This is a genomic window from Streptomyces sp. NPDC041968 (genome assembly GCF_055589025.1).
The window spans coordinates 39,952-66,748 of record NZ_JBVJCB010000002.1 but is presented as its reverse complement, the minus strand read 5'-3'; the positions used below and the strand labels follow the sequence as shown (position 1 = coordinate 66,748).

24 protein-coding genes and 4 pseudogenes are annotated in these 26,797 nt (G+C 70.1%); 15 read left to right on the top strand and 13 right to left on the bottom strand.

Translation table 11 applies throughout. From position 1 onward, the window contains the following. Positions 1-128 precede the first annotated feature (128 nt). The 4 genes from ACZ6EG_RS05505 (at position 129) to ACZ6EG_RS05490 (ending at position 3,588) form a co-directional block, all read left to right on the top strand. Positions 129-329: a hypothetical protein gene (locus tag ACZ6EG_RS05505; protein ID WP_361013453.1), complete on the top strand. Its 201-nt coding sequence runs from the start codon at positions 129-131 to the stop codon at positions 327-329. Then, entirely contained in the window at positions 326-979 is a 654-nt protein-coding gene (locus tag ACZ6EG_RS05500) for a sigma-70 family RNA polymerase sigma factor (RefSeq protein ID WP_356609981.1), read from the top strand. The genes ACZ6EG_RS05505 and ACZ6EG_RS05500 overlap by 4 nt, the downstream gene beginning before the upstream one ends. Before the next feature lie 4 nt (positions 980-983). Next, entirely contained in the window at positions 984-1,610 is a 627-nt protein-coding gene (locus tag ACZ6EG_RS05495) for a hypothetical protein (protein WP_356609979.1), read from the top strand. Between the two features lie 172 nt (positions 1,611-1,782). Then, positions 1,783-3,588 (top strand): NHL domain-containing thioredoxin family protein, encoded by a 1,806-nt coding sequence (locus ACZ6EG_RS05490; RefSeq protein WP_469601807.1) that lies wholly within the window; start codon positions 1,783-1,785, stop codon positions 3,586-3,588. 258 nt (positions 3,589-3,846) lie between these two features. On the opposite strand, the gene ACZ6EG_RS05485 is transcribed toward ACZ6EG_RS05490, so the two are convergent. From ACZ6EG_RS05485 to ACZ6EG_RS05470, 4 genes are all read right to left on the bottom strand, one after another. Continuing rightward, a complete protein-coding gene (locus ACZ6EG_RS05485) occupies positions 3,847-4,674 on the bottom strand; it encodes a MerR family transcriptional regulator (RefSeq protein WP_469601805.1) in 828 nt (275 codons plus the stop codon). After that, on the bottom strand, positions 4,659-5,039 hold the full coding sequence (locus ACZ6EG_RS05480) for a nuclear transport factor 2 family protein (RefSeq protein WP_469601802.1): 381 nt from the start codon (positions 5,037-5,039) through the stop codon (positions 4,659-4,661). Before ACZ6EG_RS05480 ends, ACZ6EG_RS05485 begins: the two co-directional genes overlap by 16 nt. 31 nt (positions 5,040-5,070) lie before the next feature. Then, positions 5,071-5,844 (bottom strand): SDR family oxidoreductase, encoded by a 774-nt coding sequence (locus tag ACZ6EG_RS05475; RefSeq protein ID WP_391968735.1) that lies wholly within the window; start codon positions 5,842-5,844, stop codon positions 5,071-5,073. Positions 5,845-6,087: 243 nt separating this feature from the next. Continuing rightward, a complete protein-coding gene (locus ACZ6EG_RS05470) occupies positions 6,088-7,098 on the bottom strand; it encodes a serine hydrolase (protein ID WP_469601799.1) in 1,011 nt (336 codons plus the stop codon). 618 nt (positions 7,099-7,716) lie between these two features. Between ACZ6EG_RS05470 and ACZ6EG_RS05465 the strand changes: the two genes are divergently transcribed. After that, positions 7,717-8,439, top strand: coding sequence for a VOC family protein (locus tag ACZ6EG_RS05465; RefSeq protein ID WP_391968734.1), 723 nt, complete (start codon positions 7,717-7,719; stop codon positions 8,437-8,439). Between the two features lie 332 nt (positions 8,440-8,771). Here ACZ6EG_RS05465 and ACZ6EG_RS05460 read toward each other — a convergent pair whose 3' ends face one another. Further along, positions 8,772-9,530, bottom strand: a complete 759-nt coding sequence (locus tag ACZ6EG_RS05460; RefSeq protein ID WP_391968733.1) for an SDR family NAD(P)-dependent oxidoreductase — start codon at positions 9,528-9,530, stop codon at positions 8,772-8,774. 118 nt (positions 9,531-9,648) lie between these two features. On the opposite strand from ACZ6EG_RS05460, the gene ACZ6EG_RS05455 reads away from it, so the two are divergent. Continuing rightward, positions 9,649-10,083 (top strand): Rrf2 family transcriptional regulator, encoded by a 435-nt coding sequence (locus ACZ6EG_RS05455; RefSeq protein WP_391968732.1) that lies wholly within the window; start codon positions 9,649-9,651, stop codon positions 10,081-10,083. 173 nt (positions 10,084-10,256) lie between these two features. After that, on the top strand, positions 10,257-10,841 hold the full coding sequence (locus tag ACZ6EG_RS05450) for a YrhB domain-containing protein (protein ID WP_469601793.1): 585 nt from the start codon (positions 10,257-10,259) through the stop codon (positions 10,839-10,841). A 56-nt stretch (positions 10,842-10,897) separates the two neighbouring features. Here ACZ6EG_RS05450 and ACZ6EG_RS05445 read toward each other — a convergent pair. Next, positions 10,898-11,188 (bottom strand): annotated as a pseudogene (locus tag ACZ6EG_RS05445) (DUF3885 domain-containing protein); the annotation flags it as partial. After that, positions 11,182-11,355 (bottom strand): annotated as a pseudogene (locus ACZ6EG_RS05440) (RrF2 family transcriptional regulator); the annotation flags it as partial. The pseudogenes ACZ6EG_RS05445 and ACZ6EG_RS05440, both read right to left, overlap by 7 nt. 150 nt (positions 11,356-11,505) lie before the next feature. Between ACZ6EG_RS05440 and ACZ6EG_RS05435 the strand changes: the two are divergent. Continuing rightward, positions 11,506-12,330 (top strand): SDR family NAD(P)-dependent oxidoreductase, encoded by an 825-nt coding sequence (locus ACZ6EG_RS05435; RefSeq protein WP_469601791.1) that lies wholly within the window; start codon positions 11,506-11,508, stop codon positions 12,328-12,330. 591 nt (positions 12,331-12,921) lie between these two features. On the opposite strand, the gene ACZ6EG_RS05430 is transcribed toward ACZ6EG_RS05435, so the two are convergent. Continuing rightward, complete coding sequence (locus ACZ6EG_RS05430; protein ID WP_469601788.1) at positions 12,922-13,428, bottom strand: GNAT family N-acetyltransferase; 507 nt, start codon at positions 13,426-13,428, stop codon at positions 12,922-12,924. A gap of 629 nt (positions 13,429-14,057) precedes the next feature. Between ACZ6EG_RS05430 and ACZ6EG_RS05425 the strand changes: the two genes are divergently transcribed. Continuing rightward, complete coding sequence (locus ACZ6EG_RS05425; RefSeq protein WP_469601785.1) at positions 14,058-14,651, top strand: hypothetical protein; 594 nt, start codon at positions 14,058-14,060, stop codon at positions 14,649-14,651. A gap of 215 nt (positions 14,652-14,866) precedes the next feature. Here ACZ6EG_RS05425 and ACZ6EG_RS05420 read toward each other — a convergent pair whose 3' ends face one another. After that, positions 14,867-15,229, bottom strand: a complete 363-nt coding sequence (locus tag ACZ6EG_RS05420) for a GNAT family N-acetyltransferase (RefSeq protein WP_469602635.1) — start codon at positions 15,227-15,229, stop codon at positions 14,867-14,869. Here ACZ6EG_RS05420 and ACZ6EG_RS05415 point away from each other — a divergent pair. Then, positions 15,183-15,314 carry a hypothetical protein gene (locus tag ACZ6EG_RS05415; RefSeq protein ID WP_469601782.1) on the top strand — a complete coding sequence of 44 codons (132 nt, stop codon included), beginning with the start codon at positions 15,183-15,185 and terminating at the stop codon, positions 15,312-15,314. The two genes, ACZ6EG_RS05420 and ACZ6EG_RS05415, sit on opposite strands and share 47 nt — an antisense overlap. Before the next feature lie 307 nt (positions 15,315-15,621). Beyond that, entirely contained in the window at positions 15,622-16,152 is a 531-nt protein-coding gene (locus ACZ6EG_RS05410; RefSeq protein ID WP_469601779.1) for an MOSC domain-containing protein, read from the top strand. Positions 16,153-16,221: 69 nt separating this feature from the next. Here the strand turns inward: ACZ6EG_RS05410 and ACZ6EG_RS05405 are convergent, their stop codons facing one another. Further along, positions 16,222-16,599: an STAS domain-containing protein gene (locus ACZ6EG_RS05405; RefSeq protein ID WP_469601776.1), complete on the bottom strand. Its 378-nt coding sequence runs from the start codon at positions 16,597-16,599 to the stop codon at positions 16,222-16,224. A gap of 694 nt (positions 16,600-17,293) precedes the next feature. On the opposite strand from ACZ6EG_RS05405, the pseudogene ACZ6EG_RS05400 reads away from it, so the two are divergent. Continuing rightward, positions 17,294-18,213: pseudogene (locus tag ACZ6EG_RS05400) on the top strand (TIGR03564 family F420-dependent LLM class oxidoreductase). Positions 18,214-18,484: 271 nt separating this feature from the next. On the opposite strand, the pseudogene ACZ6EG_RS05395 reads toward ACZ6EG_RS05400, so the two are convergent. Both ACZ6EG_RS05395 and ACZ6EG_RS05390 read right to left on the bottom strand, forming a co-directional pair. Further along, positions 18,485-18,622 (bottom strand): annotated as a pseudogene (locus ACZ6EG_RS05395) (L-2-hydroxyglutarate oxidase); the annotation flags it as partial. Positions 18,623-19,126: 504 nt separating this feature from the next. Further along, positions 19,127-19,918: an alpha/beta fold hydrolase gene (locus ACZ6EG_RS05390; RefSeq protein WP_469601773.1), complete on the bottom strand. Its 792-nt coding sequence runs from the start codon at positions 19,916-19,918 to the stop codon at positions 19,127-19,129. A 36-nt stretch (positions 19,919-19,954) separates the two neighbouring features. Between ACZ6EG_RS05390 and ACZ6EG_RS05385 the strand changes: the two genes are divergently transcribed. After that, positions 19,955-20,563, top strand: a complete 609-nt coding sequence (locus ACZ6EG_RS05385; protein WP_469601771.1) for a TetR/AcrR family transcriptional regulator — start codon at positions 19,955-19,957, stop codon at positions 20,561-20,563. A gap of 471 nt (positions 20,564-21,034) precedes the next feature. Here ACZ6EG_RS05385 and ACZ6EG_RS05380 read toward each other — a convergent pair whose 3' ends face one another. Beyond that, positions 21,035-22,315 carry a ScbA/BarX family gamma-butyrolactone biosynthesis protein gene (locus tag ACZ6EG_RS05380; protein WP_469601768.1) on the bottom strand — a complete coding sequence of 427 codons (1,281 nt, stop codon included), beginning with the start codon at positions 22,313-22,315 and terminating at the stop codon, positions 21,035-21,037. Between the two features lie 1,506 nt (positions 22,316-23,821). Between ACZ6EG_RS05380 and ACZ6EG_RS05375 the strand changes: the two genes are divergently transcribed. Together ACZ6EG_RS05375 and ACZ6EG_RS05370 are read left to right on the top strand one after the other, a co-directional pair. Beyond that, on the top strand, positions 23,822-25,006 hold the full coding sequence (locus ACZ6EG_RS05375) for a cytochrome P450 family protein (RefSeq protein ID WP_469601765.1): 1,185 nt from the start codon (positions 23,822-23,824) through the stop codon (positions 25,004-25,006). Positions 25,007-25,282: 276 nt separating this feature from the next. Next, a complete protein-coding gene (locus ACZ6EG_RS05370; protein WP_391972885.1) occupies positions 25,283-25,762 on the top strand; it encodes a diadenosine tetraphosphate hydrolase in 480 nt (159 codons plus the stop codon). Positions 25,763-26,797: the final 1,035 nt, after the last annotated feature.

Here is a 26,797-nt window from a genome sequence, read left to right as displayed (position 1 = left end):
CATGCGCGTTTGCCCCCCGCGATCCGAAATCCTGCAGTCGAGGACCCAGAGCGGCGTCCTCCGCAGCGTCATCTCCCCTCAACGCAAGGCGAGTTGATGCTGTGTTGGCAGGAGAGGACCAGGTCCCGATGTCCGTGAACGATCTGTTCGTGCTGCTGGCGGCCGCCACCGCCGCGCGCGTCTTCCTCCCCGACGTCGTCGCGGGACTGCGCAGGGTGCTGCGCGCCGGCGCCCGGGTCGGCGTCGCCGAGCTGCTCAGCGCGCAGCCGGCACGTACCGCGGGCACCGAGGCCCTCGCCCCGGTGCCCGCCCGGGACGAGGAGGCATGACGATGGCCGTACCCGAGGACAGCAACACCCCCACCCCCTACACCCTCCCCACACCGCCCAAGGAACTGAACGCCTTGCAGGGCATCCACTACGAGATGCCGTCCGACCTGGACGCCTTCTACCGCATGTACGCCCGCCCCCAGCTGCGCTACGCCGCCACCGTGCTGGGCGACACGAAGGCCGCCCTCCAGGTCGTGCGCCGCCTCTACAACCACCTCGCCCTCAACTGGTCCATCGTCCTGCTCCAGGACGGGGGACCGGAGGCCTACGCCTGGCGCGTGCTGAAGATGCGCGTCGAGATGCACCTGCGCATGAACGTCGGGCCCTCCGCCGACGGGCGCAGCACCACCACCGCCGGAACCGCGCGAACCACCGCCGTCCACGACGCCGTCCGTGCCACGCTGGAACACATGCGCACGCAGCTGGCGGCCATCGACTCCCCCCTCGGTCTCTACACGGCCATCGCCACCCTGCCGGAGCGCCAGTTCGACGTCATCATCCTGCAATACGTCCTGGGCTACCCCTGCAAACAGGCCGCCAACATCATGGGCATCACCGCGGCCACCGCTCGGACCCACCGCCGCCTGGCCCGCAAGCGCATCGCCACCAAACTCGGCATAGACCTCGGTGACGACGAGGAGAAGGAGTAACACCGTGCCGCGCAGCATCGACGACTACCTCGACCAGGCCGCCCTCGCGGACACCGTCACCGACGCCGACCTCGACGCCCTGCACCGCGAAATCGTCCGCGACGTCACCGCCACCCTCATGTTCGGCGCGCGCCCCGCCCCCGAAGGCCATTACCCCACCGCCCTCGACGGCGCCGAACAAGCCCTGATAGCCCTGTCCGCCGAACTCATCCACAGCACCAAAGCCGCCGAACACCTCGCCCGCATCGCCGACGCCCCCTCCGACGCCGACGGCGCCCTCCACTTCGGCTGCCTCCTCAACCTCGCCCAGGAACCCGACAGCGCCCTGTGGTGGTGGCAGTTCGCCGCCGGCGCCGGCAACGCCACCGCCGCCTACTGCCTGCACCTCCACCACCTCCTGCGAGGCGAACTGCGCGACGCCGACCACTGGGCCCACCAAGCCCTCGACCTCGACACCGACATCCATCTCACCCCCAGCACCCCGACCACCACCCCCTGCCCCGCCCATCCCGCCCCAGCCCTGCGCGAAGCCGTCGAACGCCTCAAGGTCGAAGAACTGGCCGGCGTCCCCTTCCACCACCCTGACCGCCGCCTCGCCGACCAGATCGAGGAACTCGCCGAAGCCTGCTGATCTTCCCCGCGGCCCCGGCGGCCCCGGCGCCCTGCGGACGCATCCGTCGGCTCGGTCGACGAGCGTCACGCACGTGCCGAGCCCGCTGGGGGGCGCGGGGCAGGGCGAGCCTGGACCACGCACGCGTCGCATGCTCCCGGTCGGCGCGCGGGCGGTGTGATTGGCTTGGATCATGGCGAAGCGCGCACGGGTCCGCGCCCCTGAGCTGGTGGGCAGGGGCGGCTGGATCAACACCGGTGACCAGGAGCTGAGTCTCGCGGCGCTTCGCGGACGGATCGTGATCCTCGACTTCTGGACGTTCTGCTGCATCAACTGCCTGCACGCCCTGGACGAGCTGCGCGAGCTGGAGGAGAGGCACCGGGACACCGTGGTGATCGTGGGAGTGCACTCGCCCAAGTTCACGCACGAGGCCGAACACCGGGCCGTCCTGGACGCCGTCGAGCGCTACCGCGTCGAGCATCCCGTCCTGGACGACCCGGACCGGGTCACGTGGCAGCAGTACGCCGTACGCGCCTGGCCCACCCTTGCCGTGATCGATCCCGAGGGTTACGTCGTCGCCCAGTACGCGGGAGAGGGACACGCTCACGCCCTCCAGCGGCTGGTCGAGGAACTGGAGGTCCAGCACGCGGCCAAGGGCACTCTGCGGCGCGCCGACGCTCCGTACGTGGCGTCGAAGCCGGAGCCGACGACCCTGCGCTTCCCCGGCAAGGCCGTGCCGCTGCCCTCCGGCACCTTCCTGGTCAGCGACACCACCCGGCATCAACTGGCGGAGCTCGCCGGGGACGGGGAGAGCCTCGTGCGGCGGGTCGGCAGCGGGAGACGGGGCTTCGCGGACGGCCCGGCCGAGAGCGCCTCGTTCAGCGAGCCGCAGGGACTCGCCCTGCTCGGCGACGGCTCGGTCGTCGTCGCCGACACCGTCAACCACGCGCTGCGCCGGTACGACCCCGTCACCGGCGAGGTCACCACCCTGGCCGGGACCGGCAGGCAGGGGAGGCCGGGCGGGTCCACCCGCGGAGCCGGACGTGCCGTCGGTCTCAACTCGCCCTGGGACGTCGCCCTGTGGAACGGCCGGGTGTGGATCGCCATGGCCGGGGCGCACCAGCTCTGGACCTACGATCCGCGGGACGGGAGTGTCACCCTCGCCGCCGGGACCGGCAACGAGGGGCTCGTCGACGGGTCCGGCCGCGAGGCCTGGTTCGCGCAGCCGTCCGGGCTGTCCGCGACGGAGGACCGGCTCTGGGTGGCGGACTCCGAGACGTCCGCGCTGCGCTGGGTGGACCTCGACGGCACGGTCCGCACGGCGGTGGGCACCGGACTCTTCGACTTCGGGCACCGCGACGGTCCCGCCGCCCGGGCACTGCTCCAGCATCCCCTGGGCGTCACGGCCCTGCCGGACGGCTCGGTTGTCGTCGCCGACACCTACAACCACGCTCTGCGCCGCTATCACCCGCCCACCGGTGAGGTGAGCACGCTGGCGACCGATCTGCGCGAGCCCAGCGACGCCGTGGTCGTCGGCGACGACATCCTCGTCGTCGAGTCGGCCCGGCACCGGTTGACCCGGCTTCGGCTGCCGCGGGAGGCCCTGGGCGCGGGGGCCGCCGGCGGCGTACGGCGGGAGACGACGGAGGCGGCGCCGGGCACTCTGCGCCTGGAGGTGACCTTCCGGGCACCCGCCGGTCAGGAGCTGGACCTGCGCTACGGGCCCGCGACGCGGCTCCTGGTCTCCGCCACTCCACCCGAACTGCTGCGGGCGGGCGAGGGCGCGGGCACCGATCTGGCCCGCTCACTCGATCTGGACCCGTCGGTGCCCGGGGGAGTGCTGCACGTCTCCGCGACGGCCGTGTCCTGCGACGACGACCCGGACATCCCGTACCCGGCCTGCCATGTCCACCAGGAGGTCTGGGAGATCCGGGTCCGACTCGTCGAGGGGGCCGGCGACCGTCTCTCGCTCGTCCTCGCCGGCGTCGAGTCTGCCTGACGGGTCGGTGTCAGGAAGGCTCGGCCGTCTTGGCCGCTCCGGCCGCTCCGGCCGCTCCTGAGCGTCGGCAAGGCGGACGCGCCTCATGTCGCCGCAGGAGGACGGCGCTCGGTTCCCCCAGGCGCTCGGCGCTCGCCGCAGCACGGGCACCGGCGCCCCCGAGCCGGGCAAGTACGTGCGCGGGCCCGTCGCAGGCCACTCCCTCCGTTGACCCGCGGCCCCGGCCGGCGGGCGGCAGACGGCACCGTCCGCCCCGGGTCAGCCGTTCTGCGGAGCCATCAGCCACGCCACGACGGTGCGCCACCGCTCGGGCTGGTCGGTGTCGCGCGGTCCCACGAGGTAGACCTCCTCGACGAGGTCCTGGGAGCGCAGGGCGTTGCGGGCGACGAAGGAGCCCACGGCGCCGTAGGTCAGGTCGAGGTCGTCGTGCTGTCCCTGATGGGTGGCGACCGCGGCCGTCCGCCGCGGCAGGTGCAGCTCGCGCACCGTGCCCGGCACATCCGCCGGCAGTGGTGCTTCGGAGGGAAGGTACACGGTGGCACGGCCATGGCCTTCGGTGAACAGGGTGTGCTCGTACCGACCGCCCGGTGGGAGGACGGAGCGCTCTCCGGCTGCCGTGTCCAGGTCCCGCATGGCTGTGTCGTACCACTTGAGGCCGGCTCCCTCCGGTACGTCGAGGGACACCGCCAGGACGCGCTGAGCGGGGAGTTCCTCCAGCGTCACCGCCCGCTCCGCCTCCGGGTCGAGGAGTTCCCGGAGTGCTTCGACGGCCCGTTGGGTGCGGCCGAGCCGGTCCTCGAGCCGGCGGAGGTGGGCCGCGACGACCTGCTGGGCGGTGCCGTCGTCCGGCCCGTCCGCGGACCCGGCGGCGAGGAAGCGCCGCAGGTCCGCCAGCGGGAGGTCCAGGTCGCGGAAGCGCCTGACGGTCAGCGCCGGCCGGATCTGCGTGGGGGAGTAGTAGCGGTAGCCGGTGTCCGGGTCGACCTCGGCGGGGACGAGCAGGTCCTGCTCGTGGTAGCGGCGGAGCATGCGGATGCTCAGGTGCGTGATGCGGGAGAACTCTCCGATCGTCAGTCTCTGCGCCATGGTGCGCTCCTCCTCGTGGGCGGCCCGTCGTCCGGCCGCGCGTCGTCAGGGGTGATGGTCAGCACGGCGATCTTCCCCCGTGCGTCGCGTTCGAAGGCGAAGCGGAGGGTGACCGGGCTGCCGGGGAAGTCCCCGCAGACCTGCGCGACGGCTCGGCAGACGGCAGGAGTGCCGGCCACCTCCAGCAGGTCGTAGTCGACGTTAGGCGTCCCCTCGCGCCAACGGCGTACTTCCGCGAGCCCCCTGAGGCTGCGCCCGTCGTCGTGCACGGTGGCGTCGTCGTGGAACAGAGTGACGTAGCGCTCGCGGTCGGGACCCGTCGCCGCGGCGACGTACTCCTCGACGAAGGCACGGATGTCTTGCACGGCTGTCTCCCATGTCGTGACGTGGATGTTGTCACACGGTGCGGATGGTGCCGCCGTCGACCACGTACTCGGCTCCGGTGATGCCGCTGGCCCGGTCCGAGACCAGGAACGCGATCGTCTCGGCGACCTCTTCGGGCTCCGCGGGCCGTCCCAGCGGGATGCCGCCCAGTACCCGCATCAGCTCGCCGAGCGCGGCCTCGCGGGTGATGCCGCTCTCACTCATCCGGCGTGCCAGCAGACCCTCCGCGCCGTCGGTGCGGATGAAGCCGGGAGCGACCGAGTTGACCCGGACACCCGCCGGGGCCACCTCGTTGGCGAGACCCTTGCTGTACGTCGTCAGAGCACTCTTGGCCGCGGCGTAGGCCAGGGTCGAGTCGTGCAGCGGCATCCGGCGCTGGATGGAGGTCACGTGCACGACCGCGCCCGAACCACGAGCCACCATGCCGGGGACGATCGCGCGGTCCAGGCGGACCGCGGGCAGGAGGTTGAGTGACAGTTCCTGCGCCCACCGTTCGTCGTCGAGCGCCGCGTATCCACCGGCCGGAGAGCGGGAGCCGCCCACCACATGCACCAGCATGTCCGGCACACCGACCAGCTCGGCCACGGCTTCCGACGACGTCGCGACGCCCTCGGGTGTGCTCAGGTCGGCGGGCACGAAGACCACGTCGGCCGTTGCCGGAGCCGTACGGGCGATGGTGACGACCCTCGCCCCCGCCTGCCGCAGCAGCCGTGCCGTCGCCAGCCCGGCTCCCCTACTTCCGCCTGCCACCACGGCGACGCGACCGTCGAGATCATTGCTGTTCATGTCCGCCAGCGTGGGCCCTCTCCCGGGGGGAGACTCAAGTCCGCCCGCCGCACCCGCTCGCGCTGCCGGTCAGGCTTCGGCCCGAGGCACACATCGTTCACCCGCCCATGTGCTGAGGAGGCAGGGGATCCCCAGGGGTGTGCGGAACTCGGCAGAGGAAGCACATGCACGCGTTGGGGAGCGGGAGGCGACCGAAACGCGCGCGAAATGGATCGGGAGGGCGGTGGGGCCCTGGCTGGGGCGTCAGGTGGTGGACTTCTCCTTGAGTTTCCGGGAGAACGCCGTCGCGGACGCGCGCGACGCCTGCTCCACGATGCTGATGCCGACCTCCTGGGTGCTGCAGCCGTCGAGAAGTACCGCCATCAGATAGACGCGGCCCTCGTGCTCTATCCGACCGATGCTGTTGACGTCCCATTTCTCGGTCTGGGTCCGCTTGAGCCACCCGTTCTTCAGTGCGGTCGTGCCCGAGTCGGCCGCTGCGGACACGCCCCAGGCCTGGCTTCCCACGACGTGCCGCATCAGATCCTGGATGTAGGCACGCGACGCCTCGCTCAGGGGAGACTTGTCGCCGAACACGGACTGGAGCAGGCGTATCTGATCTTCCGCTGTGGTTTGGGTGATGCCCCAGACGGTCCCTCCACCGCCCCGTGTCCGGGACAGGCCGAGCCGCTCGTTGGCGGCGTCGAGCCCCGGGGCACTGCCTATCCGGGTCCACAGGGCACTGGTGGATTCGTTGTCGCTCTTCTGGATCACGGCAGCGGACTGGACGCGCTCCTCGGCGCTCAGACTCCGCCCCTGGTCCTGGGCCTGGAGCAGCAGGGCCGCCAGGATGTTCACCTTCACGATGCTGGCGGTGTCGAAGGCGTCGTGTCCGTACGTCGCCATGGCGCCGCTGTCGACGTCCAGCATCGCCACGGACATCCGGTTGTCGCCGAAGAGCGCGGTCACGGGGGCCAGAGCCGGTCCGAGATCGAACGGCTTCTGCGTCGCGCTGGGCGACGGCAGCGGTTCCGCTTCCGCAGGCACCTCGCCTGCCTTCGCCCGGGCCGAACCGGCCGGTGGGGAGGGAGCCTTCGCCCGGGCGGACGCGGACGACTCACCGGAGTCGCTCCCGGTGATGGCATGGACGGTGACGCCGATGAGGATCACGACCGACGTCACGGCCCACGTAGTGCGGCGTCGTCTGGCCTTGCGGCGACGTCGTTGCTCCCGGCGGGAGCGGCCGCGTCGCCGAGCAGGTGGGTTCGCATCCACGGATGAGATCATAATCGAATCGAAGTTCGAGATCGCCAGGTGTTCCGGCCACCCATGCGGTGAAGCACCCGCTGGCTCCTCGGCACCGTCGACGGCCCACATGCGGGGCCGGTGGCCAAACGCATTGGCGGCCACGGACTGCACCTGGGCCAGACCGTCAGTGAGAGGGGCGTCGTTGCTCCGCGCGACAGGAAACTGATCACCGCTCACCTGCCCGTGGCACCCCCGAACACGGTCAGTCCCACGCTTCCCTCCGCCCTGCCGCACTGAATCCGGCAGGCGGTACCCGTGGCAGGCCTACCCGGCCAGCTGCTCCCAGTCTGCTTCGGGGGTGCCGGGAACGACCGTGCCGCGGGACGTCGTGGTGGGGAGCGCGACATCGAAGGCCCGGCCCGGCTGGTTCCCGTGCGGACCTGGATCGACCGCACGGAGCGGACCCAGCCGAGCCGGACCGTTCGAGCGCGGTGATCCGGCCGCGGCCGTCCGCGCTCTGTTGATCGGTGTGACCGGGTGAAAACCCGGCTGCGGGAGGTCTCCTCATCCCTTTAGGCTTCCTCCGCGGGGCCGCTGGTGCCCGGTGGGCAGTGTTCGGTCAGTGGATCGGAGAGGCACGGGATCATGACTTCTCAACTGCTGGCGGTCTGCCTGGGTGCGAGTCAACCGCTGCGTCTGGCCCAGTTCTGGTCCGGGCTGCTGGGCTGGGAGCTGGACGACCGTCCCCGGGACGGCGTCGTGCTGTCGCCCACGGATGGGACCGGGTTCCGGATCCGTGTCGCTCCGAGCCGGGAGCAGAAGGTCGGACAGAACCGGATGCACTTCGATCTGACGAGTGCATCCCTGGAGGACCAACAGCGCACGGTGGCCAGGGCACTGGCTCTCGGCGGGCAGCACATCGATGTCGGCCAAAGTCCGCAGGACGAGCACGTGGTACTCGCCGACCCTGAGGGCAACGAGTTCTGCGTCATCGAGCCCGGCAACACGTTCCTTGCCGACTGCGGTTTCATCGGAGCGCTGGCCTGCGACGGTTCCCAGGCGGTCGGGTACTTCTGGAGCGAGGCGCTCGGGTGGCCGTTGGTCTGGGACCAGGACCAGGAGACCGCGATCCGCTCACCGCACGGCGGTCCGAAGTTCACGTGGGGCGGTCCACCGGTGGCACCGAAGAGAGGCAGGAACCGGCTGCATTTCGACCTCGCCCCGCCCGCCCACGCTGACCCGCAGGCAGAGGTCGAGCGCCTCCTCTCCCTCGGGGCGACTCGCCATGACTCCGGCCGGGGCGAGGCCGGCTGGGTGGGGATGACGGATCCCGACGGGAACGAGTTCCGCGTACTGGCGCCCGGATAGCGCCGCGACAGACCGCAGTCACGACGGGCCTGGTCGAGGAGTCGGGCGTCGAGGTGATGCGGGTCCCGGCGAACCGAGGTTGTCACGCGCAGGCTGGGAAGGGCCGCGCGACAACTGGCTCACGTGCGCGTTCGGCGGTGCGGGCCGAGCCCGCAACCTCGAGTCCCAGCGGGCCAGGGTTCGGGGAGTTGTTGCGACAGATCAGTGCCTGGTTCTGGTGGCGTCGCAGCTCACCGCGTGCCGCCTTCGAGTCGTACGCCGCGTCGCGGGGTCTCGGCAGTGCGCGCCCCGAAGGCGTGATGCCCTTCGGGGCGCGCGGCAGCGGTTCGGGTTCAGGCGTTGTAGCCACCGTGGGCGTCCAGCACCGCGCCCGTGACGTACGACGCGGAGGGGCTCGCCAGGAAGGCGATCGCGGCGGCGATTTCGTCGGGGTGCCCCATGCGTTGCAGGGACAGCGAGCCGACCAGGGTCTTGAGGGTCTCGGGGTCCGGCGCTTCCATGCCGCCCTCCATCAGTCCGGCCTCCACGACGTTGGCCGTGATGTTCCGGGGCCCGAGGTCGCGTGCGACGCCCATGGTGTACCGCTCGATCCCTGACTTGGTCGCCGCGTAGTCGGCAAGGCCGGGGGCCCCGACCCGGGAGCCCAGCCCGGAACTCACCGTGACGATGCGGCCGCCCGTGCGCAGCACTCGGGAGGCGGCCCGGATGACGGCGATCACACCGAGGTAGTTGGTGGCGTGCATCCGGTCCAGTGCGGCGGTGTCGGCGCCCGGGTCGTCCACCGTGCCGGCCACGGAGATCGCCGCGTTGTTGACGAGGATGTCCAGGCCGCCGAAGTGCGCGACGACGTCGTCGATCAGCGCCGGCGCCCGGCTCGTGTCCGCCTGGTCGGACTGGAAGGCGACGGCCTTGGCTCCCTTGCCGTGCACCTCGTCGACGACGGCTTGCGCCTGCCTTTCGGAGCTGACGTAGGTGAAGGCGACGTCGGCGCCCTGTTCGGCCAGCTGCCGTACGGTCGCGGCTCCCAGTCCGCGCGACCCCCCGGTGACCAGGGCGACCTTGCCCGTGAGTGGCTTGCTCAATCTTCTCACCTCGTTGATTGGCTCTCCTGACAGTCGAAACACTAATCGTTACGACTGACTGTTGCAACCATAACTGTTACGACCGCGCTGTCGTAACATGAAGCGTTGCGGCCGAGAGGAGCAGTTCATGAGCGCCAACAGCAGGCTGACCATCGCCGCCCATGCGCTGGCCTGGATCGGCCTCTACCAGCGCCAGGGCCATGAGGTCGCCACCTCCGAGCAGATCGCGACCAGCGCGAACACCAACCCCGTGGTGATCAGGCGGCTGCTCGGCGACCTGCGCAGGGCAGGGCTCGTCGAGAGCCGGCGGGGCGTGGGCGCGGGCTGGTCGCTCGCACGCGAGCTGGAGTCGATGACCCTGCTCGACGTGTACGAGGCAGTGGAACCCGGCCCGCTCTTCGCCATGCACCGCACCACCCCGGACCAGGGATGCGTGGTGGGCTACGGCATCCAGCCGGCGATGCAGGCCATCTACGAGGGTGTCGAGGAGACCCTGAGGCACGAGCTGGCCCGCGTGACGCTCGAGAACGTGCTCCGGGATGTACTCGCAGCGCCTCGCTAGTCTCCCCGTTACGTCCTGACACCACCAGGATCCTCGTCGATGCCCAAGCCGGTGCATGGCCTGATGGCCGGTCACGCGAAAGACCGTTGCGTCATCTCTCGCTCCCTCGTGCATGCGCCTTGGCTGTGCAAATTCGCTGGTCGAGAGGGGGGCCGGAGCGGGAAGCTGCATGCGTGATCGAGCGAGAAGCTGCCGTTCGGGCCGTTGAGGAACAACTGGAACGCGACTATCGGAGGTGGCGGGCTGCGGGTGCGGAGGCACTGCGCATGGCTGTGGTGGACGTCGAGGAGCACGAACTGGTGTGGATCGTCTCCTGGGCCTCCGAGAAGTTCGTGCGCACTCGGGATCCGGAGTTCATGTTCGCAGGCAACGGGCCGTACCTGGTCGACCGTGTCGACGGGGGACTGCATCAGGTCGGCGTCGTCTCCGCGGTGACCGGGGCATGGGAGGACGACTACCGAGCCCGGATACGTGGGCTCCCGGTGCGCACCGCAGTAGACGATCTACACGATGCGCTCCGCGAAATCGCGCCTGGGCGCGGACGCTTGCACGCTGTGCGGACACTGCGCCGGAAGCTGCCGATGCTCTCGCCTGCGGAGGCCATCGAATACGTGAGCGCCCTGCTGGACGGTGATGCGCCCGCGCGTCTCGTGGCCGTCGTCAGCAAAGAACTCGTGGAGCCTCTCAACCCGGTACTCGCGGTGAAGACGATTCTGGGCGGGGCGGAGACCCGAGCCGGCCAGAGACCCGAGGGGTGACGGGGAAGCCGGTCGGCATGCCGATCGCGCACCCGGTCCCGGTCCTGGGACATGGCGAGGAAAACGTCGGCGCCACCGTCGTACGGGTGGTGAATGCGCTGCACCCGGGTGGCGGTGATGAGGACGCCCGCCACCTTGTCGTTGGCGATGTCTCGGAGCTGCTCGTCGATGCAGCCACGCCGCCAGGCCCGTCGGGCGCTGTGCCGCGAGGCGCGGCCTCGTCTTCGTCCGCTACGGCTGTAGGCGGCAGGCTTTCGCTTGGCGGACCCCGCTGTCTCGCTTTTCGGGATCGGTGGCGATGGGTCAGCTGTCAGGGGTTTGCCCAGGCGCTCGGAGCCTTGGTCCACGCAGATACAGGGGGGCGGACTCCGCGTACCGAGACCAGTGGTCCGTCCACGGTGCGGATGACGTCGGCGATGCTGATGGCCTCGGCCGGCCTGGACAGTCGCTAGCCGCCGTTACCGCCACGCTGGCTGAGGACGAGGCCGCCCCGGCACATGTCGTTGAGAATTCCCACTGCCGCCCCGAGGCGGCGGCGTGACGGCCCCTTGCAGGGGCCCGACCACGGAGGCCGGGCGGCTCATCTGGCGCGAAGTGGTCAGCTCTGGATCACCGGGGCCTAGTCTCACACGTGGCACGCGATCCGGAAGGAGGGGGAGGAAGAGTGGTCGACGAGCGAGTCGTCATCGTGACCGGTGGGGGTTCGGGCATCGGAGAGGCCACCGCCCGGCTGCTCCGCGAAGGGGGGCACCAGGTGGTTGTCTCCGGTCGGCGGAGCGAGCCGTTGCGGCGCCTCGAACGGGAGATCGGCGTACTCGCACATCCGTCGGACGCCGGTGATCCGGAGGCCGCCGACGGCCTCGTCCGAGCGGCGCTGGCCGCCCACGGACGGATCGACGGGGTGGTTCTCAACGCGGCCATCGGTCGGGGCGGTACCGTCGGCGACCTGTCACTGGACGACTGGGAGGTGGTGATGCGCACCAATGTCACCGGCCCTCTGCTGCTCCTGCGTGCGGCGATCCCGCACTTGGTGACGTCGAGAGGAGCGGTGGTCGCCGTCGCTTCGGTCTCCGCCCTGCGCAACGGCACGAGCAACGTTCCGTACGCCACGTCCAAGGCGGCCCTGCTCCAGTTGTGCCGTTCGGTCGCCGTCGACTACGGGCGTCAGGGAGTCCGAGCCAACATCGTGTGCCCGAGCTGGGTGCGCAGCGAGATGGCCGACCGTCGCATGACGCGCTTCGCCGAGGAGGCGGACTTGGGAGGCGGCGGAGCCGGGGCCGCCTACGAGGAAGTGACCAGGCTGCTGCCACTGGGGCGACCGGGTGAGCCGCGCGAGATCGCCGAGGCCGTCGCCTGGCTGTTGTCGCCGGCGGCGTCGTACGTGAACGGTGCCGTCCTCACCATCGACGGCGGGGCGACGGCCCTCGACCCCGGAACCCTGGCCTTCGACTTCCACGTCGCGCCTCGCGGCAACAAGCTCCCCGACTGACCACCACCGCCCGACCGCGGCGGCGGACTCCGAGCCCGTCGCTAGCGGCGGATCGGGGCCGCCGGGCCGGTGCGGGCCAGCCGTGGACGGGCAGCGTGTTCCTCATGCCTCGCGGTACTCGGCACGGCTCGGAGGGAGCTCCAGAACTACCGGTCCTGTGCCTTGAACCAGCGGACCGCAGCGATGCCGAGTCCCAGAAGAGCCATGATCGTGAGGAGCATGCTGATCACCGCTCCAGCGTCCATCTTTCCGAACATGTGCGTCTCCCCTCATCAGTGCCCGCAGCCGCTTCCTGGCCTCGCTCGGGCCTTCGCGTGGGATGACCATGACATGCCCGCCGGCCATCTCGGCGTTGGACGTCGAAGTCTTGAGGCTCTTCTGAGCAAACCCGCGTCCTGACCACGAGCGCTTCACGTAGGCAGGACCTGGCTTCGGGTCAGCACTTCTCTGTCGGGCGTCCATATGCCGACGCGTCGTGGACAGCGCCCGTCCCTTTCGGCCAGAACTCGCCAACCTGCCTGGAATGGAGGTGGTGTTCAGCATGGCCGAGGTGGCTGTTAGTCATCAATCCCTGGAACAGCAAGGCGGAAGCTACTGTACCGTCGGGATGTCCGGCAGGGCGAGGTAGTCCGGCCAGGAGATCTTGCGGCCGATGAAGCGCGGCTGCTCGAAGGGCCAGTCGGCGGTGATCCATTGTGGTACCAGTGTGTTGAGGGCCTGCTCGACTGTGGTGTCTACCAACTCGTCCACCACCCACCAGGAGATCTCAGCGTCTGCACCGGTCTTCTCTGGTGGGTCGATGTAGACACAACCGAGGAGAGATGTCTCCGCCGCGTCGAACAGTGCGTAGTTGAACGACTGGTGTGCGGCTATTTCCTTCTCGTGCCGCAACAGGTCGGCCTGGTCGGCCTCGTAGGTCATGGTGGCTGCGGGCCAGCCCCAGGCCGGGCCGAAGATCGTCCACAGCCGCTCACGCGAACCCATCACAGCCGGATAGTCGAGCGGGGCGTCCGCCTCACGGATCGGCCGCAGGTGATGATCACCGCCCGGCAGCGGGACCAGAACGGGATGGACGAAGTCATCGGGAAGCCAGCTCATGGGGCCCGACCGTAGCAGCGCGCGGCCGTTCGATCCCCTGGGTTTCCCCGCCTCGCTGCCGCGGTCAGTACGAGTCGACGGTGATCGAGTAACCGGCACCGGCGCTGAGTTCGGGACGGCTCACATGGCCCTCCTCCGCGAGAAGCCCGGCGGTGAGGAAGACGACCTGCTGACTCACGGTCTTCTTGACGAACCCCAGGTCGTCGGGCGCAGCGTCGGGGTCCGGGCTCCATCCGTCCTGTTGCGCTGCCGTCCGGTAATGCGCTGCCACTTCGGCCCGAGTGCCGGGAAGGGCGTACGTCCGCTCGGCGTACACCGTGACGTCGCCGCTGTCGGACCAGCAGCCGGCGTCGACCTCCTCGAAGCCCCGGGCGACGGTGGTTTCGCCGGACCGGGAGTCAAGGATGTCGAGTGCCGCCAGCTCCTCGACCCGGGCGTCGGGCCCCTCACAGTCCCGGCGAGATCCATCAGCGCGCAGCCGGTGAGGGCCGAGGCCACGAACATGGTCGCCAGGAGAAGAGAGACAGGTCGGACGCGGTCCGCCCTTCTTGGCCTACGGAAGACTGGGCAAGAATGATCGTCACCAGCTCTGCCAGTCGCCTGGCCGTTGCAACGAGATAGGTAGCGAGATGACGAGCAGCGGATCGGATGCCAAGGCGACCTTGATGGCCGCGGCGCGGGAAAGGCTGCAGGCGGAGACGGCGCCGGCCGTGGTCTGCAGTGAGCTCGCCGCACGGACGCCATGCTGGTGGGACGCGGTGCTGGCCGTCGGCCAGGCGATGGGAATTCCGGAGTCGGAGCTGCTGCGGCGCCTGCAAGGTAGGCCCGAACAGGTACAGAGCGAGTTTCGCCCTGGCGAGGAGGAGCATTACGGCGACCTGATGGCGGTGCTCGGCGTGTTCGACATCCCCAGACAGCTCGATGAACGGGAGTCGGTGATCGCGGAGAACCTGCGGACCGCGATGCGCGCCATGGGGGGTGTGGCGAGCGGCCATGGCCTCGGTCTCTCACGCCGTCTCGTCACGGGCGAGTTGGCGAGCCTCTTCCGCTCGCTTGCACGTTCCGGTCCACGTGCCGACCACCGTCGGCCTGCGGATTTCTGGGGAGCCCTTGTGGCCGCTGGTGAACTACTGGACCCAGCGGACGGAGATGAGCGGGGGACCGTGGCGCAGGCCCTCGACGCGTGCCGGCTGCACCTGGCCAACTGCCAACTGTCCCGCTAGACGACGGGCAGGGCGGGAACAGGCCGCACAGGCGCAGACTCGCATCACAGCTAGCCCAATCCGTACGGACCTTTGACGAAGATCGTCGACGATTACAACGGCCCGGCCTGGCCATGGCCGTCGTCCACCGAGGCAGGTGAGCCCGTCGGCAGCTGGTCGACGGCATACGGCCCCGGGGTTCACACCGGTGTCCGGTGGCGGGACATGCCCCGTGTTCATTGCCAGCAACGAGCGGTTGCGGCGTAGCGATCCGACGACAACTGGAACACCCTTACTCGCCGACCACAGGAGGGGTTCACGGTGTCACGGACCGGATGCATCCCCAGTTTGGTCATGATCCGTTCGGAGGCGTCGTTGCCCACTTGAGCGATGCTGACAATCCGTTCCAGCCCTCGCTCCCGGAACCCGAACCGCACAGCTGCCGCAGCGGCCTCGGTGGCCAATCCCTGCCCCCAGTGGGAACGTCCCAGTCGCCACCCGACCTCAACGGCCGGCAGTACCTCCGGCAAGAAGGTGGGTACCGAAAGGCCCGTGAATCCGGCCAGTTCGCCAGGGGAGCGGATCTCCACTGCGAACAGCCAGGGCGTCCTGTGGCGCGGCGCCTGCGCCCTGGCAGCCGCCCTTGCGGTCTGGAGCGCCCGCAGCCACGAGGACCTGGGATGACGGAGAGCGCTGGGTCACTGACCCGAGGCCCGACTGAGTGGTGGCCCGTCAGGGCGCACCTTCGGTGTTCCGGCTCCCGGGTGAGGACGGCCGGTCGAAGATCACCGGGTCAGCCTGCAGCGCTTGGCGCCGAGGGTGAGACGGAAGGCGCCGTACGCATCCAATTCGGGCGCATGCGTCGGGGTGAGGGCATGAAGCCATCGGCCTCACTCGCCCTTGACCGTGGCTGCTGCGCATCGCGGCCCAAGGGTTATGGTCGTGGCTGATCCTTGTCTTTGAGGAGGGGGCTCGGACGGTGAGCGGGATAGTGACGGCCGTCAGCAGCAACGGCGAGTACACGTTCACAAAGCCCAACCGGGACAGCATCACGCTGCTCGCCGGACTTGGTGTGGTGGGCGACGTGCATGCCGGCGTGAAGGTCAAGCACCGCTCTCGGGTAGCGCAGGACCCCACTCAGCCGAACCTGCGCCAGGTGCACCTCATCCATGAAGAGCTCTTCGCCGAAGTCCGTGCGGCGGGATTCGAGGTGGCACGCGGTGACCTCGGCGAGAACGTCACCACCAGCGGCATCGATCTGCTCGGCCTGCCGGTCGGCACGCTGCTGCGCATCGGCGACGATGCGGTGCTGGAGGTGACCGGCCTGCGGAATCCCTGCCTGCAGATCGACAACTTCCGGGACGGGCTGCTTAAGCAGGTCGTCGGCCGTGATGAAGCCGGGAACATCGTGCGCAAGGCGGGAATCATGAGCATCGTGAAGAACGGCGGCGCGGTGCGCCCGGGCGACATAATCAGAGCGGAGCTTCCCAGCGGGCCACACCGGCCTCTGCAGCGGGTCTGACGTCTCCACCGGGCAGGCCGTGACGTGGCGTCGACCGCCCGTCGCGGTGACACGGAGAGATCCGGCCTGTCAGGGCGTGAGAGCACCGTTGAGGGTGGAGTGGCAGTCGATGAGCTGGTCGACGCCGACGAGTCGCAGGACGCGCAGGACGGCGTCCGCGGGGGCAGCCAGGCGCAGCCAGCCACCGGACGTGGCGATGTCCTGGTGGGCGGCGATGAGGATGTTGATGCCGCTGGAGTCCATGAAGGTGACCTGGCGCATGTCGAGCACGATGCGGGGCCGGTCGGTGCCCGCCGCGTCCAGGGCCTGCCTGAGCTGTCCCCCGGTGTCGTGGTCGATCTCCCCGGCGAGGGCCAGGACGCGGATTCCGTCGATGACGGTGGATGCGGCGGACAGCCTGTCCGTCTGATCGGCGCGTCCGCTGTCCGTCGTCTGTTCCTCGGCCATGCAGGGGATCCTCGCACATCACGGCACCGCACCGAGCGGGGCCTCCGCTGCCGTGCTGCGCGGAAGACCGTCCTGCCGGAGGACTGACGCCGGATAGTGGCATGTGCCGACCGTGGGTAGGCATACGCGCGGGCAAGAACGGGGTAACGAAGGTGGCCGCAGTGGAGGCAACGCCTGCGGGTATGGACGGTCCGGCGCCGTATGAGCAGGTCCTCCTCCGCCACCCCGGCGCAGGTCGCCAGTGCCTCTCGTGAACGGGGCGACCCCCGGCAAGGTCACCAACCCTGGTTCAGGAGCGCCCAACCGGCTCCTGAAGCTCGGACCGTGACCTCGTCGCCCACCAATCGCCCGTCGTGAACACGGTGCCTCGGAGGCCGCCCCACCTCCGCGGCACACCCCTTGCCCCACGCCGGAGTCCGGAGTACCGCCCCGGGTGCGGATGCCACCGTCGCGGCCGTCTTTCGGCGCTGCCCGCGGCACAGCGCAGTGAGGCTCGGTCGAGAGCGGGGACGGCGGCGAGCGGCCGCCGGCGAGCGCGACCAGTACGAGCAGTGCCACGACAGATGTCGCGGCGGGGGCGGCGCGCTGCGCCCGCAGCCGCCGCCGGGTTGTCGAAGATCACCTTCACCATCCCGCCACGAAGCTGTCATGGGGCACTGGGAATCGGCCCCTCTGGGGCCGGGTTGGCCCAGTCATGACTGTAGGAGTGGCTATCGACGCGGCGAACGCCGCCAACCAGATCGACGCCAGTGTGCGACTCGCCGGGGAGGCGGCGGAAGCCGGGTTGAGGTCGGTCTGGTTCGGCCAGACCTTCGGCGCCGACTCACCCCAGCTCGCCGCGCTCGTCGGACGTGAGGTGCCGGACCTGCACGTGGGCACGTCTGCCATCCCCGTCTTCGGACGACACCCGCTCACCGTCGCCGGCCAGGCCCTCACGGCGCAGGCGGCCACGCACGGCCGGTACCACCTGGGGCTCGGGCTCGGCACCGCGTTGCTCACCGAGCGCGGCTTCGGCATCCCTTACGAGCGGCCCATCCGTCGACTGCGTGAGTTCCTCACCGTCGTACGGCAGGTGGCCGACACCGGGACGGCCGGGTTCCACGGAGAACTGCTCACCGCTACCACCCCGGTGCCCGCACGTGTGCCGGGAGCGGAGACCAGGGTCCCGTTCCTGGTCGCCGCGATGGGACCCCAGGCGCTGAGGGCGAGCGGTGAACTCGCGGACGGAATCCTCCCGTACCTGGCAGGTCCCCGAGCCTCGCAGAGCACATCGTCCCGGCCGTCACGGCGGCGGCCGAGTCCGCGGGCCGCCCGGCACCCCGCATCGTCGCGCTCGTGCCCGGCGTCGTCACCGACGACGTGGCCGCGGCACGCGAGAAGGCCGGTGAACAGCTCGCCTTCTACGAGCAGTTCCCGTCCTACGCCCGCGTCATCGAACTCTCCGGTGGGCGGCGGGCGGTCGACATCGCGACGATCGGCGACGAGTCGGCCGTCGCGGCCGAAATCCGGCGTTACAGGGACGCCGGGGCGACCGAGGTGGTGTTCACCACGACGGACATCACGGGCGACGCCGACCGGCGCCGCACCTGGGAAGTCCTCGGCAGTACGGGATGACCGCAGACACGGAACCGCTGCGTGCTGTACGTCGGGGCTGGTTCGGCTCCTCGGCCTCCGTCCCTCCGCGCGGAATGGCGGCCTCAACTACCAGCAATGGAGACGCCGTTGACATGCTCCCTGACGGTTGGTCGTATCCCGTGATGCCTCGCCCGGAGCCCTTGAACCGTCGGCGCGCCGTGGACCTCATCCGCGTGGCCGCCGAGTTGTGTCGGTTCCCCAGCTGACCGATCTTTTCCGGTTCACTTCTCCGACGGCCGCGGGACGCGGCCAGCTCCGGACGGGCCGGCTCGTCGTGCTCGCCGCGGAAGGGGACGATCCGCATGCCCGGGTCGTCGCCGGTCAGGCGGGCGATCTCGTCGCACTGCAGCCCGGCGCAGTTGACCAGGACGCGGGCGCGGAGCACGTCAGCCGGAGTGCAGCGTCTCCACGGCCCGAACTGTCAGCCCTGCGGCACCGACCACCGTACATTTTCGGGCGACTTCGTATGACATGACATCCGGAGACGCTCAGCGGTCACTCACCGTGGCCACTGCACGAAAGCTGAGCCAGAGCCCGGGATTCGACACCACTTGTCGCTCCGGGCGGAGGGTGTCGGTCTGCCGGGTCGGCTCGGTGATCTGGATGGTGGTGTCCTGGATTTTGGAGCGGACGGCTGTCGAGCGCTGGGCGTGCGTTGCGGTCTGCTCTCCTCGTGGGTGGGTGCGGGGTTGGTGGCGTGCGCTTCGCACCCCCCTTTCGACGTTTTGGGTGAGTCCGCCCTGGGGCCCTTGAGGGAGGGGGTGTGTCGGGCGGTCCTGCTGGTTGGCAGCCTGGTCGGTGACGGCTGTGTCGGTGAGGGTCTTGCGGGTGGTGTGCTGGTGTCAGGCTGCCGACTTCGTCTCCCGTTTGCGGTCGTATGGGTTGTTGTCCGTTACGTGTTCAGCCTGTCGATCAGGCGGGCGAGCTGTATGGGGGCCTCCAGGTGGACGAGGTGGCCTTGGGCCGGCAGTTCGTGGATGGTGGCAGCGGGGACACGGTGACAGATGTCGTCGAAGGTCGTCCCGTACGGAGCGGTGCCCCGGTTCGCGCCGCCGACGATCAGATCGACGTGGTCCGCCTTGCGGGCGAGGGTGTCCGGCAGCGGCTCGTTGACGGCCAGCGTCTCGTCGTACAGTGGTTCGCTCAGGCGGCGCAGGGCCTCCCACACCTGGCGGTCCGCCCGAAGGGCCTGCACCCGCGCTGGGTCTAGGCCGGTGATCTTCCGGTTGACGACATCGACGGTCGCGTCCCAGTCTTCGTTGTCCCGTGCGGCCTTGAGGTCAGGCAGGGCGTGACGGCCGAAGGGACGCATTACGGGCTCGTAGGCGATCAGTCTGCGCAGGGGGCGCTCGTTGGCGGCGAGCAACGCGATCAGGCCTCCGTAACTCCAGCCGAAGACCGCCGACGCGCCGGGGAAGACGTCGAGGACGGCGCCCAGGTCCTCGACTTCGGCGCGCAGAGAGTAGGTATCGGTCAGTGGCCCTGAGGGGGTGCGTCCCCGGCGGTTGACGACCATGACGGACGGCCACGTGCTGATGGCCGAGGCGACGTGGCGCCACGCGTGTGCGTCGCTCATTACGCCCGGGAGAAGGACGAGGCCCGGGGCGCCGGGATCGCCGTGCACGTCGACCGTGACCCAGCTGCCGCCACCGACCGACACTCTTTTCTGAATCGTTTGCTCCATAAAGTGATTATGGAGCAAACGCTCTACAATGCAAGGGTGGAACAACGACAACGAGGACGCCCCAGGGCCTTCAACCGGGAGCACGTGATCCTCGAGTCCGCCCGCCTGTTCTGGCGGAGCGGCTATTCAGGCACCTCGACGCGCGACCTGACCGCCGCTCTGGGGCTGTCGACGTCGAGCCTCTATGCCGCGTTCGGCAGCAAGGCCGGGCTGTTCGAGGAGGCAGTGCGGACCTACGCAGAGCGCTACCGGGAGATCTACGCGCGGGCCGTTACGGAAGGGGACGTCCACGCCGTCGTCGAGCGCGTCCTCGTCGAGTCGGTCGACGAGTTCAGCATGCCGAGCAACACCCACCCGGGCTGCCTTCTCAGCAGTGCCGTGATGACAGACAGCACGAACACGCTCGACGCGAGCGCCTACTTCGCTGAACTTCAGAACGCGAACGAACGGACCCTGCGGGAGCGCATCGACCGGGCGATCCGGGACGGCGACCTGGCCGCGGACACTGACGCGGCAACCCTCTCCGGACTCGTTCAGTCCATCTGGCACGGACTGTCGCTCCGCGCCCGGCTCGGCGTGCCCCGCGAGGAGCTGCTCGCGACGGTACGGCTTACCCAAGACCTGATCCGCAGGCTCACCCCGTGAGGGCCTGACGGCGGGCGCGGGACGGCGCTCCGTGTTGCCGCCGGTGGCCGGTCGGGCAGCCCGGGACGCGGGCGCACCAGCTGCGTGACCTCGCCGCTGTGGCCCTGCGGAAGGTTCCCTTCTGCGTGGCGGCCAAGGCTGCGGGCTTGGAGGTGGCGTATCTGGAGGATCGCGTGTCCGCGTAGGTCGTGCGTGGTGTGCTGTGCGCCGCGCAGTTCGTGTGTCGTGTGTTGTGTGTCTTGCGTGGTGTTGTGTGCTGTGGGGTTGGGTGGTTGGGGGGTCTTTTCAGGCTTGGGTGTCGTCTGTGTGGCTGGGCGGGTTTGTGGCCGGTCCTGTCAGCGTCCGGTTCTCCGTGGTCATGTGAGTACTTCGTTTTGGGTGACCGGTTTGTTGTGTGGGGTGTGGACTGTCCGGGGGGTGCGGGGTGTTGGGGGGCTGGTGTCGGGGGTGTGGGTGGTGCGGGGGGTGGGGTTATGTGGTGGGTTGGGTGGGTGTGGTGGTGTGGGTGGTGGTGAAGATGGTGGTGTTGTTTTGGGTGCCGGTGATGGTGTGGGTGGTGGGGTGGTGGGTGGTGGTGGGGGTGGTGGGGTGGGGGGTGATGTGGATGTGGAGGGGGGTGTGGTATTCGGCGTAGTGGTGGAAGGTGGTGTTGAGGGTGGTGGTGTGTGGGGCGTTGCCGCCCCGGTTGCTGTTGTTGTTGCCGTTCTGGTTTTGGCTTCTGTTCCTGTTGTGGCTGCCGTTGCCGTTGCCGCCGTTGTGGTTGCCGCCGTTGTGGTTGCCGCGGGTGTGGGTGGTGGTGTGGTGGGTGTGGGCTTGGTGGGCGGCTTCGAGGAGGAGGATGCCGGGGTAGTGGTCGGTGGTGTGTTCGAAGAGGATGGGGTGGTGGGGGTCGGGGGTGAGGAGGTAGGTGTGGGGGTGGGGGGTGGTGGTGAGGACGGTGTCGGTGGGGTGGTTGCGGCCGGTGTGGGTGGGGGGGATGAGGTGGGGGGTGGTGGGGCGGGTGGTGGGGGGTGGGGTGGTGTGGGGGCGGAGGCGTTTGTAGGTGCGGGGGGTGATGCAGGTGAAGCGGCCGCTTCCGGTGGCGGTGAGGTGGTGGCCTTGGTGGATGTTGATGTGCATGGTGAATTCGGTGAGGCGTTTGCCTTTGTGGGTGGTGTGGGGGGTGGTGGCGTCGAGGGTGAGTTCGGTGGGGTGTTGGCGGGGGTGGGGGTGGTTGGTGGTGTGGTGGGTGGGGTGGGGGTGGGTGGTGATGTTGAGTTCCCAGAGGAGGAAGTGGTGGTCGAGGGGGACGTTGAATTGGGTGTGGGCGAGGTAGAGGCCGGCTTGGCGGATGGTTTCTGCGGCTTGGAGGGGGTCGTGGTGGGTGGGGTGGGTGGTGAAGAAGGTGTGGGTGCGGGGCCATTGGGCGGTGAGGTGGAAGTGGTTGTCGGTGAGGCGTCTGCCTGAGGTGAGGAAGACTTCGGCGTGGCTGGCGCGGTGGACGTATTGGCGGGGGACGGTGGTGGTGAGTGCGGGTGGGGGTGGGGTTGTGGGGGTGGGGGTCATGAGGGTGAGGGCTGCGGCGGTGAGGGCGGGGGTGGCGGGGGTGTCGGTGTCCGGGGTGTCCGGGGCGTGGGGGGTGTGGGGGGCTGCTGCCGGGTTGCCGGTGGCCGGGGTGGTGGGGGTGGGGGTGTGAGGGGCTGTCCGGGTGTCGGGGGCTTGTCTTTGGCGGGGGAGGGTGGGCTGGTCCTGGTGGGTTGTCAGGGGTGTCATTTCTCTTGCCTCTCCACGTGGTTTTGCTGGTGGGTGATGGGCTCAAGAGTTCGGCGGAGCCATAAGATACAGACTCACCGGTTTTCTTTTCAAGGCGCTTCGGGGGCTTTCGCGGGGCGGTTTGTGCGGGGGTGGGCGGGGGCGGGAAACGGGGGGATCTCTTCCGCCGGCGGGTGGCCTGGCGGGGGTGGGGGCGGGGGTGTCCGGGTGGGGGTGGATGGGGGGCCGGGGCCCGGTATTAAGCGGTGGGAGGGCTTCCGGGGGCGGGGTGCGGGGTGGGTGGTGCGGGTGGTCGTCTTCCGGTTGTGCGGGGTGGGGGCGGGCGGGTGGGGGTGGCTGGTTGTGGGTGGGTGAAGCGGTGGGAGGGCTTCCGTGGGCGGGGGTGTTGCCGGGGCTGTGCGGGGCGGATTCTGGCCTTTTTCCGCCGTTGATTAAACCGGGTGAGCGGTTTTATTTTTGGGGGGTTGTTGTCGGGGACCCCCCCTTTTCTTTCGCTGCTTCGGTGCGGGGGGTCGTGGCGCAGGGGGAGTGACCATGCACACGGACACGGACACGGGCGTGACGCAGGACCCGCAGGACCCGCGGGACCCGCAGGACCCGCGGGACTCGCAGGACCCGCGGGACTCGCAGGACCCGCGGGACTCGCAGGACCCGCGGGACTCGCAGGACCCGCGGGACTCGCAGGACCCGCGGGACTCGCAGGACTTGCAGGGTCCGCGGGATTCGCAGGACCTGCGGAATTCGCGGGACTTGCAGGGTCCGCGGGACTGGCAGGTCTTGGGGGGCACGGGCGGGCGGAACGCGGGCCGGGCCGGGCGCCGGGCGGACGCGCGGGGCGGGCCGGCCGAGGGGCGGGGCGCGGGCGTGCAGGACGGGCAGTGCGTACCGGCCGGTGCGGTGCCGGCCGGGGGTGCACCGGTGCAGGAGGTGCGGTGCGAGGTGAGCCGTCCGGCGGGTGCGGTGCCGGCCGGGGGTGCCCTGGTGCAGGCCGTGCAGGCCGGTCCGGGTAGGCCGGCGGGCGTGGGGGTGCCGGCTGCGGGAGTTCCGGCTGGTGGGGTGCCGGGCGGGGGTGGTCCGGTGCGAGCGGTGCAGTGCGACGCGGGTGTGCCGGCGGGCGCGGGTGTGCCGGGTGCGGGTGGTCCGGTGGCGGCTGTGCTGGGTGCGGCGGTGGGGCGGGTGCTGGTGGAGGCCGTGCGGGGCGGGGATGCGCAGGTCGCGGATGCGGATGTGCAGGGCGCGGGTGTGGAGGGTGTGCTGGTGGAGGCTGTGCCGGGTGCGGGTGCGGGTGCGGGTGCGGGTGCGGGTGCGGGTGCGGGGGTTGGGCGGGGTGAGGTTGCGTCGGGCGTGGTGGGTGCGGGTGTGGGGGCGTCGGGTGGGGGGTTGGGGGGTGGTGGGTGTCCGTTTGTGTTTGATGCGTTGGGTGGGGATGTGCAGGGGGAGGCGGCGCGGTTGCGGGAGCGGGGTGTGGTGACGGCTGGGGTGTTGCCGGGGGGTGTGGGTGCGTGGGTGGTGACGGGGCAGCGGGAGATCAGGCAGTTGCTGACGGATGAGCGGGTGTCGAAGGATGCGTACCGGCATTGGCCGGCGTTTCGGCAGGGGCAGGTGGCGCGGTCGTGGCCGTTGGCGATCTGGGTGTCGGTGCGGAACATGGTGACCGCGTACGGGCAGGATCACGCGCGGTTGCGCAGGCTGGTGGCGTCGGCGTTCACGGCGCGGCGGGTGGAGTTGCTGCGGGGGCGGGTGGAGGAGATCTGTGCGGGGCTGCTGGAGGAGCTGGCGGGCCGGGCGGAGCAGGGGGTGGTGGATGTGCGGCGGGAGTTCGCGTGTGTGCTGCCGATGCGGGTGCTGACGGAGCTGTTCGGTATTCCGGTCGTGTACCGGGAGCGGTTGCGGCGGATCATTCTGGGGTTCTTCGACACGTCGGTGTCGCTGGCCGGTGCGCAGTCCAACGCGGCGGATCTGTATCAGATGATGGATGATCTGGTGGCGTGCAAGCGCCGGGTGCCGGGGGACGATCTGACCAGTGCGCTGATCGCGGTGCGCGACGAGGACGGTTCGCGGCTCAGTGAGCGGGAGCTGGTGGACAATCTGATCCTGCTCTACACGGCCGGCTATGAGACGACGGTCAATCTCCTGGACAACACGATCGCGCTGCTGCTGGGCCACCGCGACCAGCTGGAGCTGGTGCGTTCGGGTGCGGCGGGCTTCGAGGACGCGGTGGAGGAGGCGCTGCGGCTGGAGGCGCCGGGTGCGAACGGGATCCTGCGGTATGCGGTCGCCGATCTCGAGGTGGGGGGAGTTGCCGTGTCGGCGGGTGATCCGCTGGTGATCTCGTTCGCGGGGGCGGGGCGTGATCCCGAGGTGCACGGCCCGGACGCGGACCGCTACGACGTCACCCGCGCCACGCGCCGGGCTCATCTGTCGTTCGGGCACGGGACGCACTACTGCATCGGTGCTCCGCTGGCCCGGATGGAGGCACAGATCGCGCTGAGCGGGCTGTTCGCCCGGTTCCCGCAGCTGCGGCTGGCGGTGGACTACGACAAGCTGCGCCCGCTGCAGTCGTTCATCTCCAACGGTCATCGTGAGCTGCCGGTGCTGCTGGGTCCTGCGGCGGATGCCGGGGCGGGGACGGGGGAGGGGCGGGCGGGGGAGCGGCCGGCGTCGCCCTGTGTGCGGGCGGCGACCGCCTGACGGGAAGGAAGCGGGGGGCAGGGCCGGGGCCGCAGCAAAGAGGTGCCCCGCGGCCGGCCCTCCCCCTCGGGTCCTCCCGCTTCCCTCCTCCCCTCCGGCCTTCGGAGCCTTCGGGGGTTTTCCGGCCTTCGGTCCGGGGCTTTCGGGTCCCTTGCCCTGAGGGGAGTCTGCGGATGCCTGCCGGGGCTGTTCCCTTCTGTGCTTGTCTGGTCTTTGGACTGTGCAGCGGTTGGGGGCTGGGGGCGGTTTTCGGTCATGGGGGATGGGGGTGTGGTTGTGGGTGGTGACTGGCGGGTGGACCGGGTCGGGGCTGCGCTGCGGGGTGAGAACCCGACGGTGCTGCGGCGGCTGGCGGCGGGGTTCGCGGTGATCGGGGACGTGCAGTTCCTGCCGGGTTACTCGGTTCTGCTCGTGGACGAGCCGGGTGTGCAGCGGCTGTCGGATCTGCCGAGGGTGAAGCGGCTGGCGTTCCTGTCGGACATGGACCGTCTCGGTGAAGCGGTCGAGGGTGTCTGCCGGCGGATGGATCCGGCGTTCCGGCGGGTCAATCTGGAGATCCTGGGGAACAGGGAGCCGTTCTTGCATGCGCATGTCTGGCCGCGGTTCGCGTGGGAGCCGGCCGATGTGGTGGGTGCGCCGGTGTGGCTGTATCCGCGTGAGCGGTGGAGTCAGGAGCGCTTCCGGCTCGGTCCGCAGCATGACGTGCTGCGGGATGCGCTCAGCGGTGAACTGGACCGGCTGGGCCCGGTGGCCTGACGTTCAGGGCCCGCCGGCCCGCCGGCCCGCCGGTCTCGCCGACTGCTCCGGCGGCAGGGGCACTTCACTGCCCCGGCCCGTCCGGGCCCGCGGCCCCTTCCCCCTCCATCCGGCCTCGGCGGGCCGGCGGGCCGGCGCGCGAGACCTCCGGGGGGTGCGGGTGCCTGCCGTGCTCCCGGCCCGGCCCGGCCCGGCCGGTGTATCCGGTGTGGTGGGTGTCCGACGCCGTCACGGAAAGCGGGGGACTCTTTTGGGCCGGCCGTCTCGGGGGCGGTCAGTTTCGGGCGGGCCGGGAGCACGGGTCTGGGTTCCGGGTCCGGCCGTTGAGGTGACGGTGCGGTGCAGCCGTCCTGTCGGGGGGTGTGTGTTGGCGGGGCCGGCACTGGATGCCGTCTGCCGTCTGATCCTCGTCTTTCTCCCCGCTTCGGGTTCCCGGTCGGTCCGGACCTGCTCCTGTTCCTGTTCCTGTTCCTGTTTCTGTTTCTGTTTCTGTTTCTGTTCCGGCCGGGTCCGGTTCCCCGTTGCGCCCGGCCTGTCTCTGTTTCGGCCGGGCCGGTGCCGCCAGAATTGCGCGCCCGCGGCCGCCCGCCCCCGGGGCACACCACCGCGCAGGGTCCGCCTCTTGGCCCTCTGCGGGCCGGGAGGCGGGTGCGGCCCGGTGCGGCGGTGGGCAGGGGGTGTTGCTCGGCGGAGGTGCGGGTGTGCGGCTGGTGTCGGGGGTGGTGCGGGGGCAGGCCGCAGGTCTGGTCGGGGTGCGGGTGCCGGGGGAGGGTGGGGGCTGCAGGGGGTGCTGCTGCCAGTGCTCGTGGTGTGGTGTCCGTGCTGGGGGTTTGTGGTGCTGTGTGGGGGGTTCGGTGGGTCTTGCTGTGGGGTGGGGTGGGTGTCGGTCAGCTGAATCCGCACGGCCGGTTGTGAAAGCGCGGTGTGTGGTGCGGGGTGGCCGGTGCGGCGGCTTGCTGCTGTGACCAGCAATGCGGGGGCCGGCGGGGGCGGGCGGGCGTGAAGCGATGGTGGAAGTCCGGTCGTGCTGACACG

Coding starts and splice junctions, on each gene's coding strand:
- ACZ6EG_RS05500 (WP_356609981.1), top strand. CDS start 326: ATGACGATGGCCGTACCCGAGGACAGCAACACCCCCACCCCCTACACC.
- ACZ6EG_RS05405 (WP_469601776.1), bottom strand. CDS start 16,599: ATGGCCGAGGAACAGACGACGGACAGCGGACGCGCCGATCAGACGGAC.
- ACZ6EG_RS05425 (WP_469601785.1), top strand. CDS start 14,058: ATGACGAGCAGCGGATCGGATGCCAAGGCGACCTTGATGGCCGCGGCG.
- ACZ6EG_RS05485 (WP_469601805.1), bottom strand. CDS start 4,674: ATGGCGCAGAGACTGACGATCGGAGAGTTCTCCCGCATCACGCACCTG.
- ACZ6EG_RS05490 (WP_469601807.1), top strand. CDS start 1,783: ATGGCGAAGCGCGCACGGGTCCGCGCCCCTGAGCTGGTGGGCAGGGGC.
- ACZ6EG_RS05475 (WP_391968735.1), bottom strand. CDS start 5,844: ATGAACAGCAATGATCTCGACGGTCGCGTCGCCGTGGTGGCAGGCGGA.
- ACZ6EG_RS05390 (WP_469601773.1), bottom strand. CDS start 19,918: ATGGAGCAAACGATTCAGAAAAGAGTGTCGGTCGGTGGCGGCAGCTGG.
- ACZ6EG_RS05455 (WP_391968732.1), top strand. CDS start 9,649: ATGAGCGCCAACAGCAGGCTGACCATCGCCGCCCATGCGCTGGCCTGG.
- ACZ6EG_RS05505 (WP_361013453.1), top strand. CDS start 129: ATGTCCGTGAACGATCTGTTCGTGCTGCTGGCGGCCGCCACCGCCGCG.
- ACZ6EG_RS05465 (WP_391968734.1), top strand. CDS start 7,717: ATGACTTCTCAACTGCTGGCGGTCTGCCTGGGTGCGAGTCAACCGCTG.
- ACZ6EG_RS05380 (WP_469601768.1), bottom strand. CDS start 22,315: ATGACACCCCTGACAACCCACCAGGACCAGCCCACCCTCCCCCGCCAA.
- ACZ6EG_RS05430 (WP_469601788.1), bottom strand. CDS start 13,428: ATGAGCTGGCTTCCCGATGACTTCGTCCATCCCGTTCTGGTCCCGCTG.